The following is a 16,481-nucleotide window of genomic DNA, read 5'->3' on the forward strand; positions in this document are numbered from 1 at the left end:
CGGCCCGTGACCGGCCCCTCAGATCCTCCGGACCTCGTCGAAGAGATCCTTGTCTTTATCGATGGCTTCTTTGGAGCCCAGGACAACCACGGAGGCCTGGTCCCAGGCTTGTCTCAGGGGGTCGGCCAGGGACCGGAGGTCGTCCAGGCGGGTTTCCTTGATTTCCCGGAGGATCCGGTCGTGGAAGGCGGCGTCGATTCCCCGGAGGTAGTTAGAGAGGTCGAAGAGGCCCTTTTGGTTTTCGGTCATGGGGCCATCGACCCGGCCGACGGATCCGATGATGAAGCGGACCAGGTCGTCATCCGCCAGGTCCAGCTTGGCTACTTGGTCGGGGAGGGTGTGGAAAATATCCAGGGTCCGGCGGAGTTGGGGGTCCCGGTAGGAGAAGGCTCCGGCGACTTGGTTGGTCCCCAGGGCGAGACCCTGGCCATAGGCTCCGCCCTTGGCCCGGATTTCCGTATAGAGGTAGGTGTTAGACAGAATATTGGAGAGGACCTGGAAGTGGCCCCCGTAGGTGGCTTGGTCGGGGTCCATGAGGGAAGCCATGGCTACGAATTGGACGTCCGAGGTCAGGCTGAAGGCCAGGGCTTTCTTGTCCGGCTGGAAGGAGAAGTCGCAGGCGGGCTCGGACTTTCCGGGCAGGGCGGCCAGGAAGCCCTCCACCCCCTCCATGACCCGGTCCAGGTCCCGGATCGACCCGGTGATGTTGACGAGGGGCTTGGCGGTCAGGAAGAGCCGGCGGTAGATCTCCTCCAACTTGGCCTGGTCCTTGGGGCCGAAGGTCATGGCCAGGTTTTTGAGCCAGAGGTAGTAGGACAGGCCCTTGAGCCGGTCGTTGTAGGCCCCGGCGGGGGTGACCTGGGCGACGGCCCGCTGGAGGGCGATGCCGGACCCATCGTCCACCATCCCCATCTCCATGGACGAGAGGATGATGGCTATGACCTCCCGGATCCGGTCCGCCTCATCGAACCGGGTCCGGAGGACCTGGTCGGCCATGAGGTCCAGGCCTGCGGAGAGCTTGTCCAGGCCCAAGAACTTGGTGGAGAGGAGGAGCTTGCATTGGAAGTCCAGGGATCCCTGGCGGTCATAGACCTTGGGGGTCAGAGTGATGCCTCCGGTCAGGAGGTCCTCCTGAACCTCATAGTCCCGGTAGGAGAGGGTCTGGGTGGAGAGGCGTCCCATGAGGTCGGAGACCAGGGTGACATAGGGGAGGTCGGCCTCAGCGAAGTGGGCCAGGTCGAAGACCAGGGTCAGGTAGGTGATGCCAGAGGTGGGGAGGTCGTGGAGGAGGTAGGTAGCCCGGGCACTTTCCCGGACCTCCCGAGGGACCCGGACCAGGTGGTCGGGGAGGTCCTCCCGGCCCAGGCGGGGGATGGTGGCCTTGGCTTCCGGAGAATCGGGTCGGTTCTGCCGGTCCGCCAGGTCCTTGTTGGCTTGGATGAGGACCCGGATGTCCGCCTCCGAGAGGTCGGCCTTGTAGTCGGCCAGGGATTTGGCTAAGTCCCGGTCCCTTTGGGCATTGAGGCCGGCCTGGGGCGTGTGGACCAGGAAGACCCGGTTGGGGTTGTCCAGGAGCTTGTCCCGGATGTAGGCTTCCAGGGCCCCTTCCCGGACCATGGCCCGGACCGACCGGAGCTTGTCCTCATAAGCGATCCTTTCCATGGGGTCGGCGCCATAGATTCCTTCGGACAGGGCCATGGCCATGAAGAGGATGCCCTTGGTTGCCATCCCCTGCTTCTCCCTGAGGTCGAATTCCAGGGATTGGAGGAGGCCGGACAGGAGGTCACGGTCCAGACCATCCTCCACCATCCGCCGGATCTCCCGGTCGACCACTTTCAGGAAGAGGTCCTTTTTGTCGGGGTCCACCCCCTTGGCGACCAGGGAGAAGCCGACTTCCTTGAGGTCCCAGACCTCGGACAGGAGGTCCTTGGCTCCCACTTCCTCCAGGACGGCCCGGCGGAGGGAAGAGGACTCCGACTTGACCAGGACCTGGTCCATGAGGTTATAAAGATAACGGACCTCATCCGTCCTGGCTCGGTCGACCAGCCAGGAGAGGGAGAAGAAGGTCTGGCCCTCCTCATCCTCGCCCGTGTCGATGGAGAAGGGAACTTCCTTGATTATGGGGGCCTCTATTTTCGCCATCACATCCGGCAGGCCCTGGACTTCTTTTTGATCAAAGTCATCCAGATAGGAGGCCAGGTGGTCGAAGGTGGCTTCCTCATCGATGGCCCCATAGAGGAAGATGTAGGCATTGGAGGGGTGGTAGTAAGTCCGGTGGAAGTCGCAGAAGGCCTCATAGGTCAGGTCGGGGATCCGGTAGGGGTCTCCGCCGGCGTTGTTGGCATAGATGGTTCCCTGGTAGAGGGACCTCATGATGGCGTCGAAGACCTGGTCTTCGGGGGAGGACATGGCCCCCCTCATCTCGTTGTAGACGACCCCGCTCAGGGTCAGGGGGTCCTCGGGCCGGTCGATGGCGTAGTGCCAGCCCTCCTGGCGGAAGATCCGGTCATCCTCGAGGACGGTAGGGTAGAAGATGGCGTCCAGGTAGAGGTCCATGAGGTTATGGAAGTCGGTGGGGTTCCGGGAGGCGATGGGGTAGACCGTCTTGTCGGGGTAGGTCATGGCGTTGAGGAAGGTCTGGAGGGAGGACTGGAGGAGGTCCATGAAGGGCTCCTTGGTCTTGTACTTCCGGGACCCGTTGAGGACGCAGTGTTCCAGGATGTGGCAATTTCCGGTCGATCCCAGGGGCGGGGTGGGGAAGGCGATAGCAAAGACCTTGTTGTCGTCGGTGTTCTTCATGTGGAGGACCCGGGCGCCGGTCTTCTCGTGTCTATATAAATGAAGGGTAGAGGCCTCCTCGGGGACGGCCCGCTCCTTAATTTGGGTGAATCCGTGGATTATGGTCATGATGGGCTCCTTTCATCAGGTGATGAAACTATACTACCAAAGATGGGGAGGGGGAAGAAGCCTGAAAGGATGGTTTTGGGTCGGAAGTAGTGGTGGTTTGGGGAAAAACGTCAAACAAACACTATAGATTTGGGCCTGTGGTAGTGGTGGTTCGAAGAAAAACGTCAAACAAACACTATAGATTTTGGGAATATGATCGTTGCGGTCGTGTTGATTGGCGAAAAAACGGCTAACCGCCACTATTGAGAGGGAAGAAATATAGTGTTGATTGGCGGGAAAATGGCAAACCAACACGAATGAGGCGGGAAAAACGTAGTGTTGATTTGGGGAAAAAGGTGATACCAACACTATGGGGTCTGGAAATGACATCCGGCTCATTTTTTGTTATCATAGTAATGACAGAACCTCTCCACGCTTAATGTAGATTCTCTACATGCGGACCACGGAGAGGGCTTTTTTTATATATGTGAGTTTTGACAGGGACAGATGACTTGTTTAAAAGCGTATGCTTTCAAATTGGAATTCAAGCGATATAACTAGGAACCTCTTACTTTGATATAATAACTGGGAATAATTTAATCGTGAGTGAATCGTGCGAAGATCGTGCGAGCCAATACACAAAACCTTGTTTTCATGCGATTTATGAAGGGGAGAATCGTGAGTGAATCGTGCGAAACTGTTAGTTGATTGTTAAAGAAAGGGGGAACAAGATGAAAGAGTCGGATTTACTTAAACTCGCTGAAAAGAATTTTGAGATTTATCGAAGATAAAATTAATAAATGATCTGATTAGAATTTTCTTCGTAGCTAATCACTACCCCGGAACGGGATAAAAAGGAAGGAATTTATCTTGCAAAACCGGTGGCATTTAGTATAATGTATGGGTATGTTCAGTGGTTTGGGGCGTTTTCTGCCCTGCCGTGAGCAATCTCTGGTCCGTTCACAAGCGGGTCAAATCCAAAGGGAGGTGAAAGACATGAATCAATATGAGATGGTGGTCATCTTACGCGCTGATGTCGAAGAAGAAGACCGCAAAAAAGTCTTGGATCGCTTGATTGATGCGATCGATGAGACCGGCAAGGTCCTGGATCTCGATGAGTGGGGAAACCGCAAGCTTGCCTATCCGATTGACTTCAAGAAAGACGGCTATTATGTGGTTCTGACGTATGAAGCAGAGCCGGAAACCGTTCAGGAAGTCGAGCGTCGGGCAAGAATCTTGGACAACATCTTACGCTATCTGACTGTAAAGAAAGAGGCGTAAGTCCTAGGAGGTAGCGATGAACCAAGTCGTTCTGATGGGAAGACTGACAAGAGACCCCGAGTTAACCTACAACAATTCTACAGGTAACGCCATGGTCCGCTTCACCCTTGCGGTGGACAAGAGACTGTCGCGTGAAAAGAAACAGGAAATGGAAGCGAACAATCAGCCCACGGCCGACTTCATCGGCTGTGTTTGCTGGGGAAGGTTAGCAGAGAATGTCAACCGCTTCACCGAGAAGGGAAAGCGGGTCCTGGTCGAAGGACGGATCCAAACCGGGTCCTATGTTGCCCAGGATGGATCTCGGCGCTACACCACCGATGTGGTGGCCAACAATGTTGAGTTTGTGGACTGGAAGGAACGCAACGATTCCTACAACCAGGGCGGTCCCGCCCCGGCCCCCCAAGCCAACAAGTATCCCGAGAACCGGAGTGCCCAGGGAAGCCAGGAAGCTGGCGGATCGGGCGATGACTTCTTCGGCGATGACTTCGCCCCGGTGGATGATTCCCGCATCCCTTTCTAAAAAGGAGATCGTATGAGCCGCCGCACATTTAGACCCCGCAGAAAGGTCTGCCAATTCTGCAAAGATAAGGAAAAAGTACTGGACTACAAAGATGTGGAACAGGTCAAGAACTTTATCAGCGATGCCGGGAAGATCCTTCCCCGCCGCGTGACCGGGACCTGCGCAAAGCACCAGCGCGATGTCAACAAGGCTGTCAAGAGAGCCCGGGCCATCGCCATCATCCCCTACGAAGATAAGTAAGAAAAAAGTCGGCCGTCTGGCCGGCTTTTTTTTGTGGGGTAACAAAAAAATCGGGTGACGCATAAATGCATCACCCGCAAAACTTTCGTTTTCAATTCGTAAGTTGATCATAGCTCATGTATTGAATACTATCAATGACAGCTTTATAAGTCGCATAAAAAGAAATCTGTGTGATAGTCCTTCTTCGGGATCCCGCTAAAGTCATTGGTTTTTTGCCAGACATCCTCCACGTCATCCTTAATGATACCGAGGAGCCTTACCTCTCCAACAACCTTCTTTGTGGGAATAGAAGATAATCAAATATTGATTGTTAAAGAAGATCTTGAAGATATTAATGTCAAAAAATGGATTGAACTCATAAAAAAACATAGGGATATAAAGAAGCTGGACAAAGAAACCTTAAACGAACTCATCCCAAAAATCTATGTTCACGAAAAAGAAGTAGTGAATGGAGAAATCACCCAAACAATTGATATTTACTACAATTTCATAGGAAATACAGACACACTACAAGTATTTTACAATCTCTAATTAGACATAAAGCAATTTATGGCAAGATAAGGACGGAATAACACAACATATTCTCTAAAACAAATCACTAAATCAATGTAAGATTGAATGAAATCAATATTTATGCTATAATTAAATAAATCTAATAAATAGAAAAAGAGGGATATTATGGCACTTAACTATAAACCATTATGGATACAACTAGCAAAAAAAGGATTAAAGAAAACAGATGTAATAGCTATGGCAGGACTAACAACAAATGTTATGGCACAAATGGGTAAGGATAAACCAATTACATTTAAGAATTTAGAAAAAATATGTAATGCATTAGATTGCACTCCTAATGATATCATTAGTTTTGAAGATAATTTTAGTGACGAGGAATAGAAAATGAGTTTAAGGACAGAAGATCAAGTTAGGGATTATGCGAAATTAGTATTAGGCTTTGATGAAGCTGAAGAAAATGTTGATCAAGGGACTGGTCAAATAACAACTTTTAATCAATTAAGCTTCAAGGGATATTCAGATAAGCCAGATGGTTGGTGTTTACCTAAAAATATGAATGATGTAGCAATAATCAGGGGCTTGAATATTAGAAACCTCTTGGAAAATACACCAACTAAAACAACAGCTCCTACATACATAAAGAAAAAGCAGTAAATTCCTTATTTACTACTTTAATTATAGTTTCTAATTTCATTATTTGAAGCTATTTACTATCATTAGTTGTACTTGTCCTAATGGAATATTAAATATTATTCCATAAATAGACATTCCAAGTAATAATATTGCAATAAGAACTCCAATTCCGTAAAGGCAGCCGTTGCTAACCTTAGCTTTTTTAACTTTAATATTTATAAAACTATATATTAGGAATACTGTAAATATAAAAGCCAAAATATAATTTGGTAACATATTCACAATAAATTACCTTTTATTTACAAAATCTATTCCAAAAATCCACCCAGCTGCCATGTACTTCTCTTTGGTCAATGTAGGTAAAAGTATCTTCATCATACCAATCATGGTTAACTAAATCATCAATAGTCTCAGGAACAAAAAAGTTGAAAAACTCTTTCTTGAATGAACTACCATACTGTAAATAATATGCACCTACCATCTTTGTAAAATTGGTTTTCTTTACATCTTGTGGTTTATAGATAAGTGTTTCTCCAACCTGATTTAAATCAGGGCTTACTTCAAGAAAAACTAAACTTAAATTATCTTCCTTATAGCCAAGTATAAAACTTCTATATTTATAGGAAACAGTACGAAGCACTGCGAAATTCGCACCACCAATATCTTCTGAATAAGCATAAACTATTTTATATTCCGAACCATTATCTACTTGTCTATCAAAGATTTCTCTCATGCGATTTTTGTTTTCATCGCTTTTTACTTTATCTAACTCAACTGTTTTTTTGCCACCAAATAGATTAAACAAGCCCATTTTATTATCTCCTATCATAATTTTAAATTCTTTATATTGATAATAGCTTTTTTGTACAATTCTTACAAGCACAAAATATTGACTAAAAATTTCTTAAATTTTTTTTAACTCAGATACTTTAAAAATGCAAAATTAAATAAGGTTAATACTTCAAAATGGAGAGGGTTTATATTTGGTGATTTATTTGAAAATATTAAAAAGCCTGACGTGCTTCATGCAAGAGAAGTCGTTGAAGATGAGAACGGTATTCCTTATGTAGTAAGAACAAAATTTAATAATGGTATAAAATATAAAGCTACTGAAACTAAAAAAATGATTTCTAGCCTTAAGGGAGTTATATTATTTGGTGCAGAGAATGCATCATTCTTTTATCAAAAAGATGAAATAAGATAATTGTCCCTTGCTTACAAGGGCGCAATTATACACCCTAAAGGGTGCTTGCGTCCTGCGGAGCCAAACCCTTGCAGGGAGCAACAACCATTCGCTTTTTAAAAGTCAAGGGTAAATAAACTCACTAACGCTCGCCCTTGACTTTTAAAAATTGAAATGAAAGTAACAATTAAGCCGACATACTGAAACAACAAAATTAATTCAGTAGTCGGCTTTTTTTATTCTATCATTTCAAAACGCTCATTCACAAAGTGGATATAAAAATCTTCTAAGCCTCCACCTAAAACAACAAAAAAAGAAAGGAAGTGATAAAAATGGCAGACAGTTTTCATTTTTCAGTAAACATAATATCAAGAGGAAAAGGAAAAAGTGCAGTAGCAAGTGCAGCATATATAAGTGGAGAAAAAAATCTTTTAATGGGAAAGCTTGAAGCAATAAATAAAGAAAAAGACAAGATAAAAGATGAATACCAGGAAATTAATCATATAAAATATTCAGTAGATTTTGTAAACAAAGAACTTGGCATAGATTTATCCATAGAAATAGATAAGTTAATAAAACAAGGTGAAAAACCAAGTGTAATAGCACAGATTAAAAAAGTCCAAGACCAAGTTATTAAAGATAATGAATACAGAGAAATGATAAAAAACAAGAAAATGGATCAAGAAAGATAAGACCTGGTAAAAATATCTTATCCTATAATATGACCAAACAACTAAAGGCAGATCTAGGAGGTAATAGAGATGAATAAAAGGCAAGAGCTAATAGACGAACTTATAAAACCAGATCAAGATGGAACATACAAATCATATAAAAGCACAGAAGAAATAAAAGCAATGAACAATGAAGAAATACAGATTATATATTCCAACATGAAAAACTATCTATCAGACAAAAGAACACACATAAACTACTAAAGGTGGAAAGGTATTTTAAGCTATTTAAAAGTATAAAAGGTATAAAGACCTAAGAAATATATAAAAACATCAAAATAAAGCATTCCACCACCAAGAACAAACAAATAAAAACAAGCAAAGGGAAGTATAGAAAAATTAAAGCCTATACTTCCCTTTTTTTAATTCAAACAAAGGAGATAAAACATGATAAACGAAGAAATAAGTAAAGAAGAAGGTCAAGCAGCACAAACCATAATAACATACACAATAAAGGCAGCAAAAGAATCAATCAACTTAGACAAAGAAATACGAAAAAAGATGAATGATACTTTAGAAAAAGCAAATGGAAACCTAAAAAGCCTTATGGGCGATGAAATGAAAATAAAAGACCTCTACAAAAAAGGACAACTAGAAAATATAAGCATAGATCAAAGCAACCTCAAAGACTAAAAAAAGAACTAAACAAACTTGGAGTAAGCTTTTCGGTAATGAAAAACAAAGAAAGCAAAAACTATGAAATATTCTTCCAAGCCAAAGACATAAAAGTAATGGAATATGCCTTTAAGCAAGTCATAGTCAAGGAAAATAAAAAAGAAAAAAAGTATCCTAAAACAAATAAAGAAATACAAAGACCTATCCAATAAAAAGGATAAGACAAAAGAAAAAGTAAAAAGAAAAGTAAAAGAAAAAGTAAAACCAAGCAAAAAAGACATGACTAGAGAAATCTAAGGGAGTAACGAAAAGTTACACCCTTAAATAACCATAATAAAAAGACTTCCGAAAAGCAGAAGTCCAGAATTCCGAAAATCGGAAATCAAGAATTTCGATTATCGAAAATCTGGGAAATATCAATGTAGATGGGAGATTGGACGTATTATCGTAGAAGATGAGCAAGGACATTCAGAGAGAGCAGAGTATGGCAAAGAGCTTATAAATGACTTGTCAAGACAACTTACAAGAGAGTATGGCAGAGGATTTTCAAGGTCTAATTTACAGAATATGAGAAACCTATATTTATCCTATCCAATTTGCCAGACACTGTCTGGCAAATTGACCTGGTCCCATTATTGTGAACTCTTATCTATTAGCGATGAGAAAAAGCGAAGCTTCTATGAAAAAGAGAGTATCAATGCAAACTGGTCAGTAAGAGAACTTAAAAGACAGATAAAAACCTCCCTTTTTGAAAGATTGCTCTTATCATCAGGAGAAGAGAATAAAGAAAAAGTCCTAAACCTAGCTTTAAAGGGCAATGAAATAAATAAGGCGGCAGACCTTGTAAAAGACCCTTATGTGTTTGAATTTTTAGGTTTGCCAGAAGAAAAACCAATGATGGAAAGTGATTTAGAAAAGGCAATTATAGATCATATTGAAAAATTCTTGCTAGAACTTGGCAAGGGTTTTATGTATGTAGGCAGTCAACAAAGGGTAACTTTAGGCAACACCCACTATTATGTGGACATGGTATTTTATAATAAAATATTAAGGTCTTATGTCTTAATCGAACTAAAAACAAGTAAGCTAATGCCAGAAGCTGTAGGTCAAATAAATATGTATCTCAATTATTATAAGGCAGAAGTTAACGATGAAATGGACAATGAACCAATAGGAATAATCTTATGTACTGATAAGGACGGAGTACAAGCAGAATACGCCTTAGGAAATTTATCAAATAAAATATTCGCATCAAAATACACCCTATATATCCCAGACAGGGAAGAGCTTGAAGAGCAAGTAGAAAAAGTTATTAAAAAATATAAGGAAAAATAAACCATAGACTGCAATAATAGGTTGAACACTGGGACGATATCCTCTAAGCCAGCGATGACACCGTTTGGATTCCGACCCGGAACGCGGATCATCCAGTACTCGCGGGTTTTGTGCTCATTGTAGACAATAACCTCGCCGAGTTGGTAGGCAACAGCCACCTTATGTTTCTTGTAATAGGCGTTATAGTCCTTCTTCGGGATCCCGCTAAAGTCTTTGGTTTCTTGCCAGACATCCTCTACGTCATCCTTAATGATACCGAGGAGCCTTACCTCTCCAACAAGCTTCTTTGTGGGAGCGGTGGCATAGATGACGATCGTATCGATGGCGTCTCGGCAGCGAAGTTTCCTGAATTTGAATTTCTTTTGTCTGGCTATGATTTTTTCCACATACTGGGGCTTAATGGTTAATAACATTTGCGACATTGACATTACCCTCCTTTAATACTATTCTTACGGCTTTTATTATGATGAACATAAGATTAAAGGATGCTTTGATTTTTGATTGAAAGATCTATTTTGTTTTCATGTGCTGATGTGATCACTTCTATAATGCATTTCTACCTGAAGTAACATTCTTCAAGGAATATTACTGTTTATCAAGAGAGGGAATAACTCTTTTTAGTGGGCCTATCGCAAACAATTGTAGAAAAGAATAGGCCTATAAAAGCCATAAACTAGACCAAAGCACTAGTCTTTCCAAAGAAAAAAGCCAAGAAAAAATTGCCGGGAGGCAAGGGAAAGAGATTGAAACTTTTTTGTAAACGTGATAAGCTAAGTAAGCCATAGTGGAAGGGTCATAGACATTTTGAAACAGTTTGTGATCGAGGCCACAAGAGGTAAATGATGATTATTTATTTTAAGGAGGAAAAAATGGGAAAGAAATTCTCAAAGGTTTTAGGGATTTTCTTAGCTCTGGCTCTTATCCTGACTGCTGTTCCGACAGCGTTTGCTGCACCCAAGGATAGCGACACAGGTGTTGTTCAGCCCAGAGAAGGAAAATTCACTGTTACCATCAATACCAGCAGCAACAAGATTCTGATGCTTGGTAAGGATGACATGGCAAAATTGGACGTCTATGCAGCTTGGTCCGCAGAGAAGAAAGACGGAACCAAGGTCCAGGAAGCCCTGGCAAAAGCTCCTCAGTCGATCACCGTTGATAAGGCTTCGAAGATCTCTTTCGACGTTGATGTGCCTGAGAAGATCGCCGGAAATGACGTTGACACCCTGAAGAACATCACCCTCAAGGTTTGGGCCGATGCCGATTCTCTGGAGACTCTCGTTTCTGAGAAGGCCGGCAAGGTTGAAGTGAAAGACCCGACCATCAAAGCTAAGGAAATCTTCGGAACAGATATGGACCTGATTTTCTTGGGCAATGCTGTTGGCGGAAGCAAGGAAGATCCCGCTACTGCCGCTCAGGAAATGGGAACCCTGACCTTCGATCAGATTGTGGCTTGGGTTGGCGGAGACAATACTATTGCTTCTCCTGATGTCACCCTGAACTACAACTTCACCTTCGAGTGGGTTCTCAACCAGACCAAAGAGTCCACCATCCGTGTCTTTAAGGATGGAACGGATGAGCCAATTTCAGGGGCTAAAATCAAATTCTATAACGTTAAAGTAGATGGAGAAAAATACGCCCTTGATGAGAATCATAACTTAATGGTTGGTGATGAAGTAGAAGGCATTACAGGCAATTATATGACCGATAAGAATGGTACGCTCACGCTTGGCGAAGGTACCCTCAAAAACTTGCCTGGAAAAGCAAAAACAGCTGTCATCGCTGTTAAGGCCGAACATAAGGATTATAAGAACTCTACCGTTTCTTTCATCTCTCTCAGCAACGATCTGAACGACCAGATCCCCGGACTGGGTGGAAAGAACGGTGTTAACGCGGTTCTGAGAATGTATAACACCAAGGAACAAGCTCCCTTTGAAGTTCGCGTTTTCGCAGAAGGTCGCAAGGATGCCCTTCACGCTGTAGAAGGCGTTGAAGTTACCATCAATAAAGACGCTTCCGAGTACATGCAAGGGCTCAAATTGGGTGAAGTCCTCTATAACGGCAAAACCGACAAGAACGGCATTGCTTATGTTAAGGATCACAATGTTCTGATTTCCGAAGTTGAGAAGACCCAACCTGTTAAAGATAAGTGGACTCAGGTTCCTTACAAAGCCTACTCCATCATTACCGTCAAGAAGGACGGCAAGGTCATCAACCAGCATAAGATTGAAGACAAAGATATCCAAGCAAACTATTACGAAGTGAAGATCAATGAAGGTCGTAAGCCTCTCTTCCCGCGGATTGAGGGTGAAGATCGGTATGAAACCGCTGTTAAGATTGCCAAGGAACAGTATCCTAATGGTCTCGTGAACAAGACCGTCATCCTGGCAACCGGACAGAACTTCGCCGATGCTTTGACCGCTAACGGCCTGACCAACATCTACCAGGCTCCGATCCTCCTGACCAAGACCGATAACATTCCTGAGTCAGTCATGGCCTATCTGAAGGCTGAGCAGGCTGAAGGAAGACTGGAAAACGTCCTGATCGTTGGTAAGACCGGTGCTGTCTCTAACTCCGTTTCTGAAGCACTGACCAAGATGCGTCTGAATGTTGCCCGCGTCGGTGGTTCCAACAGATTTGAAACCGCCATCGAAATTGCCAAGCTCCTGAAGGCTGCAGAAGGCGAAGGAAAGATCCCCTTCTCTAAGAATGCTGATCTAGTAGCTGAAGACCGTACAAAGAATGACACCTACTTCCTGGCTAACGGCTTCAGCTTCGCTGATGCTCTGATCGCCTCCGTACCTTCTTCCCGCTATGGCTATCCTATCCTTCTGACTGATGGATCCAACCATCTCCGTCCTGAAACCAAGTCCTTCTTGGATGATGCGTTCAAGGCCGGCAAGCTGAACAAGATCCTGGTCATGGGCGGAACCGCTGTGGTTTCCGAAGGTGCTAAGTCTGACGTTCCCGGATCCAAGGTTGACAGACTCTATGGACAGGATCGTTACCAGACCAACATGGCTGTCAATGAATACTTCAAGAACGCAACCAAGGTTTATGTCGTAACCGGCGAAGCCTATGCTGACGCTCTTGTTGCCGGTCACCTGGCTGCTGAGAACAATGCTGCTATCCTGATGGTCAGCTCTAAGGGATTGACCAAGGAACAGTCTGACTGGATCAAGAAGAACGACAAGATCACCGACTACGTCATCGTTGGTGGTGACAAGGCCGTTTCTGAGAAAGTCGAAATGGAAATTGAAGACATCGTTCTTGGAATCACCAAGTAGTAATCTTCATTTACCTGGCAAAAAAGCCGAACCCTTTGGGTTCGGCTTTTTTCATGCTTATATTGTCTCTTGATTTGGTCTAATGTCTAAATAAATCTCTCTGTACCTGCCGAAGAATCCTTCCCGTCAGCCCCCAAATCGTCTTTCCTTTCCAATAGTAAAAGGGGGTCTCTGACTCACCCTCGATGAAGGGATAGTCCCTTCCTCCGGGAATGTCCTCGTAGGGGAAGGCTTCCTCCGGAAATTCTTTTACTTTGGACCGGTAGATCTTGGGCTCCAGCTCCTCCAGGTCTCGGAGAGAAATGGCGAAGATTTTCTCCACTTCATCAGGAGAGAAGGTCCCTTGATAGTTCTCGATAGTGCCCAGGAAGCAGTCGATCTTTCGACCGTAGGTGGAGACATAGGTGTAGGGATGGGCCAGGATTTGGACCTGGTTTGGAGAGAGGAGGAGCTCTTCGCAGGTTTCGCGATGGGCGGCTTCTTGGGGGCTTTCCCCCTCCTCAATGGCCCCGCCGGGGAAGGAGATTTCTCCGGGCTGGGTTTGGAGATGAGAGGCTCGGACTTCAAAGAGCAAAGAAAACTCCCCCTTCCCGTCCGGGATAAGGGGGAGGAAAACCGCATAGTGTTTCCATGAGCCCTCCCCAATGATTTGGGGAGGCTTGTTTTTTAGGGAAGCGAGATAGGTTTTGAGATGGAATTTCAAGGGGATGACCTCCTTCACCCTATTCGATAATGCCGAAGGAGAAGCCCTCTTTGCGGAGGGTTTCCACGATGAGGGGGATGGACTGGCGGGTAACTTCCTTGTTGGGGGTGTCGTGCATGAGGACGGTGATGCAGTTGGGCTTGCCGTAGGCGGTCCAGCCTTCGATGACTTTGTCTGCCTGGGCTTGGGGGGTCTTGGGCCCGCCTTTGCCGGAGGCGTCGCCGTTGGTGGAGTTCCAGTCGATCCAGTGGACGCCACGATCGGCCAGGGCCTTGTCGGCCCCATCCAGATTCTTCCAGGACATATGGCCGCCGGGATAACGCCAGACATTGACTTGGACGTCTTGGCCGAGTAGGCTTTTCAAGAGGTCGTGGCACTTGTCGTATTCTTCGAGAATGTGGTCCTTGTTGGCGGACCGGCCGGGGTAGAGGTAGGAGTAGTCGTGGCTAAAGGAGTGGAGGGCCAGGCCGTGTCCCTCATCCATCATCCGCTTGAGGAAGGGCAGGGTCTTCTCACTCATGGTCTTGCCGACCAGGAAGAAGGTGGCGGGGACACCTTCTTTGGCCAGGATGTCCAGTAGCTCTCCTGTGGATTCGGAGGAGGGGCCGTCGTCGAAGGTCAGGAAGGCGATCTTCTTGTCTCCGGCCAGGGGCTTTCCTTCATACATGGCTTCCTTGACGGCCATGATGGGGTAGGCATAGACGGATGCGGCCTTATTGTGGTTAGTCCCCTTGCCCTGGGCATTTTGGACGACGTCACCGGTGTTGGCCTTGGGTTGGATTTTCCCTTTGCCGGTGGCGGCTGGGGTCTCTGACCCGGAAGCCTGGTCGGATTGGCCTTGGCTCAGGTCTTGGTCCTGACCGGACTGGTCAGATTCGTTGGGGGTCTCCTGTGTTGAAGATTCGGGGTTGGTCCCGACCGGGGAAAAGGTCCCCTGGCTTTGGGGGGGATCGGTGGGGTTGCCCTGTTGGTGTTGGGCTGGAGGGACCAAGCGCCCCTCCTTGACTGACCGCAATCGGTAGCCGATGAAGATACCCATGGCAATAGCAAATACGACGATGACGAGGAAGGCCAGGAGCCTTCTCTGCTGGGCCTTCTTTCGGGCCTCAGCCCGCCGTTGGTGGAAATCAGGATGTTCCTGGAAATGGTTGGTCATAGCTCCTCACTTTTTATCTCAAGTTTGTCGATGTTTTCTCTTGCTAACTCACCCCTCTATTTTATCGAATTGGGGGAGGTCTGTCGAACATCTTTACTCCATATTTAGGGATTTTGGGGGAATAATTCCGCCCTATACATGAGGATGGGGATTTGGGCGGTTTTTCGGCAGGCGGGAATACCCCTCCAAATGGAGGTTTTGCCGGGAAGGGCCGGGATGAGGCTACCCCTCCAAATGGAGGTTTTGCCGGGAAAGGCCGGTATGAGGCTACCCCTCCAAATGGTGATTTTGTCGGGAAGGGCCGGTATGAGGCTACCCCTCCAAACGGGGATTTTGTCGGGAAGGGCCGGTATGAGGCTACCCCTCCAAACGGAGGTTTTGTCGGAAAGGGCCGGTATGAGGCTACCTCTCCAAAAGGGGATCTTGTCAAGAGGACCGGTATGGGCATATAGACTAAGGTTTTTGGAACAGATCCGGGACGAAGTTTATGTCAAAATGTAAGGGATAATCCGATGAATGATGATTGGAGACAAGGAGGAGTCTTGAATAGAAAGCGAGATCGGAAGAATGATAAAATTGGAGCCTTAAAAAAGGGGTTGGAGTCGATTAAAGTGGAGGAAATCGAGGGAAATCTCTATATCCGGCGTGGGCGGGGGACAAGTCAGTATTATCACCGGGTCCGTATAGAGGGAAAGATTCAACGTCATTATATTTCTATTCATGAGATGGATTTGGCTCGGCATTTGGCCCAGCAGACCTATAATCGGTCGGTGGAAAGGCTTATTTCTTCTTTAGAAAGAGAGGATTTGGATAATGATGAGATTGACCGTCTGGTGGATGACCAATTTCTGACCTTGTCGCCGGAGAGGAGGAGTTTGATTCGACCGGTCCAGAAGCCTCTCTTTCAGAAGTTGGCGGATTGGAAGAAGAGGACCTACCAGGGGCTCCCCTTCAAACCAGAGGATCCTTTGATTCTGACTTACCAGGGAAAGCGGGTGAGATCCAAGACGGAAAAAATACTCTGTGACCGCTTTGATCAGATGGGCATCACCTACAAATACGAATGCCCCCTGGTCCTCAAGGACGGGGTCATCTTCTATCCCGACTTCACCTTCTTCAATCCCTATACTGAGGAGGAAATCTATTGGGAGCACCATGGCCTCATGGGGGATGAGGACTATACGATGAGGACGATTGAGAAGATCCGGATCTATGAGAAAAATGGGATCGGGCTGGGTCGGCGGCTCCTGGTGACCTTTGAAGGGGGAAAGCTGAGCGTGGACTACGACCGGGTCAAGGACTTGATTCAAGACTTCCTTATGCCTTTGGTTCCTCCCGGAGCCCGGCCAAGGCAAAAAAAGGACCGCCAAAGGGAGGTCCTTTAGCGGTCCAGTCACG

At 46.0% G+C, this 16,481-nt stretch carries 17 protein-coding genes and 2 pseudogenes; 14 read left to right on the forward strand and 5 right to left on the reverse strand.

Going from position 1 to position 16,481, the window contains the following annotated elements; all coding sequences use genetic code 11:
• Positions 1 to 18: 18 nt before the first annotated feature.
• Positions 19 to 2,907 carry an insulinase family protein gene (locus HGKM_RS03055; RefSeq protein WP_019133875.1) on the reverse strand — a complete coding sequence of 963 codons (2,889 nt, stop codon included), beginning with the start codon at positions 2,905 to 2,907 and terminating at the stop codon, positions 19 to 21.
• 975 nt (positions 2,908 to 3,882) lie between these two features.
• Here HGKM_RS03055 and rpsF point away from each other — a divergent pair.
• The 6 genes from rpsF (at position 3,883) to HGKM_RS03085 (ending at position 6,097) form a co-directional block, all read left to right on the forward strand.
• A complete protein-coding gene (gene rpsF / locus HGKM_RS03060; protein ID WP_019133876.1) occupies positions 3,883 to 4,167 on the forward strand; it encodes a 30S ribosomal protein S6 in 285 nt (94 codons plus the stop codon).
• Between the two features lie 16 nt (positions 4,168 to 4,183).
• A complete protein-coding gene (locus HGKM_RS03065) occupies positions 4,184 to 4,687 on the forward strand; it encodes a single-stranded DNA-binding protein (protein ID WP_019133877.1) in 504 nt (167 codons plus the stop codon).
• 12 nt (positions 4,688 to 4,699) lie between these two features.
• Positions 4,700 to 4,927, forward strand: a complete 228-nt coding sequence (rpsR, locus tag HGKM_RS03070) for a 30S ribosomal protein S18 (RefSeq protein ID WP_019133878.1) — start codon at positions 4,700 to 4,702, stop codon at positions 4,925 to 4,927.
• Between the two features lie 303 nt (positions 4,928 to 5,230).
• Positions 5,231 to 5,458, forward strand: a complete 228-nt coding sequence (locus HGKM_RS03075) for a DUF4368 domain-containing protein (RefSeq protein WP_245550607.1) — start codon at positions 5,231 to 5,233, stop codon at positions 5,456 to 5,458.
• 147 nt (positions 5,459 to 5,605) lie between these two features.
• Positions 5,606 to 5,824 (forward strand): helix-turn-helix domain-containing protein, encoded by a 219-nt coding sequence (locus HGKM_RS03080; protein ID WP_019133880.1) that lies wholly within the window; start codon positions 5,606 to 5,608, stop codon positions 5,822 to 5,824.
• 3 nt (positions 5,825 to 5,827) lie between these two features.
• Complete coding sequence (locus tag HGKM_RS03085) at positions 5,828 to 6,097, forward strand: hypothetical protein (protein ID WP_019133881.1); 270 nt, start codon at positions 5,828 to 5,830, stop codon at positions 6,095 to 6,097.
• A gap of 39 nt (positions 6,098 to 6,136) precedes the next feature.
• Here HGKM_RS03085 and HGKM_RS09025 read toward each other — a convergent pair whose 3' ends face one another.
• Together HGKM_RS09025 and HGKM_RS03090 are read right to left on the reverse strand one after the other, a co-directional pair.
• Positions 6,137 to 6,358, reverse strand: a complete 222-nt coding sequence (locus tag HGKM_RS09025; RefSeq protein ID WP_081585100.1) for a hypothetical protein — start codon at positions 6,356 to 6,358, stop codon at positions 6,137 to 6,139.
• Positions 6,359 to 6,371: 13 nt separating this feature from the next.
• On the reverse strand, positions 6,372 to 6,887 hold the full coding sequence (locus HGKM_RS03090) for a hypothetical protein (RefSeq protein ID WP_019133882.1): 516 nt from the start codon (positions 6,885 to 6,887) through the stop codon (positions 6,372 to 6,374).
• Between the two features lie 207 nt (positions 6,888 to 7,094).
• Here HGKM_RS03090 and HGKM_RS08495 point away from each other — a divergent pair, with 207 nt between their 5' ends.
• The 7 genes and pseudogenes from HGKM_RS08495 (at position 7,095) to HGKM_RS03120 (ending at position 13,224) form a co-directional block, all read left to right on the forward strand.
• Positions 7,095 to 7,280, forward strand: coding sequence for a hypothetical protein (locus HGKM_RS08495; protein WP_245550609.1), 186 nt, complete (start codon positions 7,095 to 7,097; stop codon positions 7,278 to 7,280).
• 311 nt (positions 7,281 to 7,591) lie between these two features.
• Positions 7,592 to 7,951, forward strand: coding sequence for a hypothetical protein (locus tag HGKM_RS03095; RefSeq protein WP_425357645.1), 360 nt, complete (start codon positions 7,592 to 7,594; stop codon positions 7,949 to 7,951).
• A gap of 69 nt (positions 7,952 to 8,020) precedes the next feature.
• Entirely contained in the window at positions 8,021 to 8,194 is a 174-nt protein-coding gene (locus tag HGKM_RS08810; protein ID WP_019133883.1) for a hypothetical protein, read from the forward strand.
• A 183-nt stretch (positions 8,195 to 8,377) separates the two neighbouring features.
• Positions 8,378 to 8,902 (forward strand): annotated as a pseudogene (locus HGKM_RS08720) (PcfB family protein).
• Between the two features lie 120 nt (positions 8,903 to 9,022).
• Positions 9,023 to 9,940 (forward strand): annotated as a pseudogene (locus tag HGKM_RS03110) (PDDEXK nuclease domain-containing protein); the annotation flags it as partial.
• Positions 9,941 to 10,050: 110 nt separating this feature from the next.
• Positions 10,051 to 10,347 carry a hypothetical protein gene (locus HGKM_RS03115; protein ID WP_019133885.1) on the forward strand — a complete coding sequence of 99 codons (297 nt, stop codon included), beginning with the start codon at positions 10,051 to 10,053 and terminating at the stop codon, positions 10,345 to 10,347.
• 462 nt (positions 10,348 to 10,809) lie between these two features.
• Positions 10,810 to 13,224 (forward strand): cell wall-binding repeat-containing protein, encoded by a 2,415-nt coding sequence (locus tag HGKM_RS03120; RefSeq protein ID WP_034578922.1) that lies wholly within the window; start codon positions 10,810 to 10,812, stop codon positions 13,222 to 13,224.
• A 79-nt stretch (positions 13,225 to 13,303) separates the two neighbouring features.
• On the opposite strand, the gene HGKM_RS03125 is transcribed toward HGKM_RS03120, so the two are convergent.
• Positions 13,304 to 13,927 carry an NUDIX hydrolase gene (locus HGKM_RS03125; protein WP_172634684.1) on the reverse strand — a complete coding sequence of 208 codons (624 nt, stop codon included), beginning with the start codon at positions 13,925 to 13,927 and terminating at the stop codon, positions 13,304 to 13,306.
• Positions 13,928 to 13,946: 19 nt separating this feature from the next.
• Positions 13,947 to 15,083 (reverse strand): polysaccharide deacetylase family protein, encoded by a 1,137-nt coding sequence (locus HGKM_RS08205; protein WP_019133888.1) that lies wholly within the window; start codon positions 15,081 to 15,083, stop codon positions 13,947 to 13,949.
• 542 nt (positions 15,084 to 15,625) lie between these two features.
• Here HGKM_RS08205 and HGKM_RS03140 point away from each other — a divergent pair.
• Positions 15,626 to 16,468, forward strand: a complete 843-nt coding sequence (locus tag HGKM_RS03140; RefSeq protein WP_019133890.1) for a hypothetical protein — start codon at positions 15,626 to 15,628, stop codon at positions 16,466 to 16,468.
• Positions 16,469 to 16,481: the final 13 nt, after the last annotated feature.

The organism is Kallipyga massiliensis ph2 (genome assembly GCF_000311985.1).
Classification (GTDB): Bacteria; Bacillota; Clostridia; order Tissierellales; family Peptoniphilaceae; genus Kallipyga; species Kallipyga massiliensis.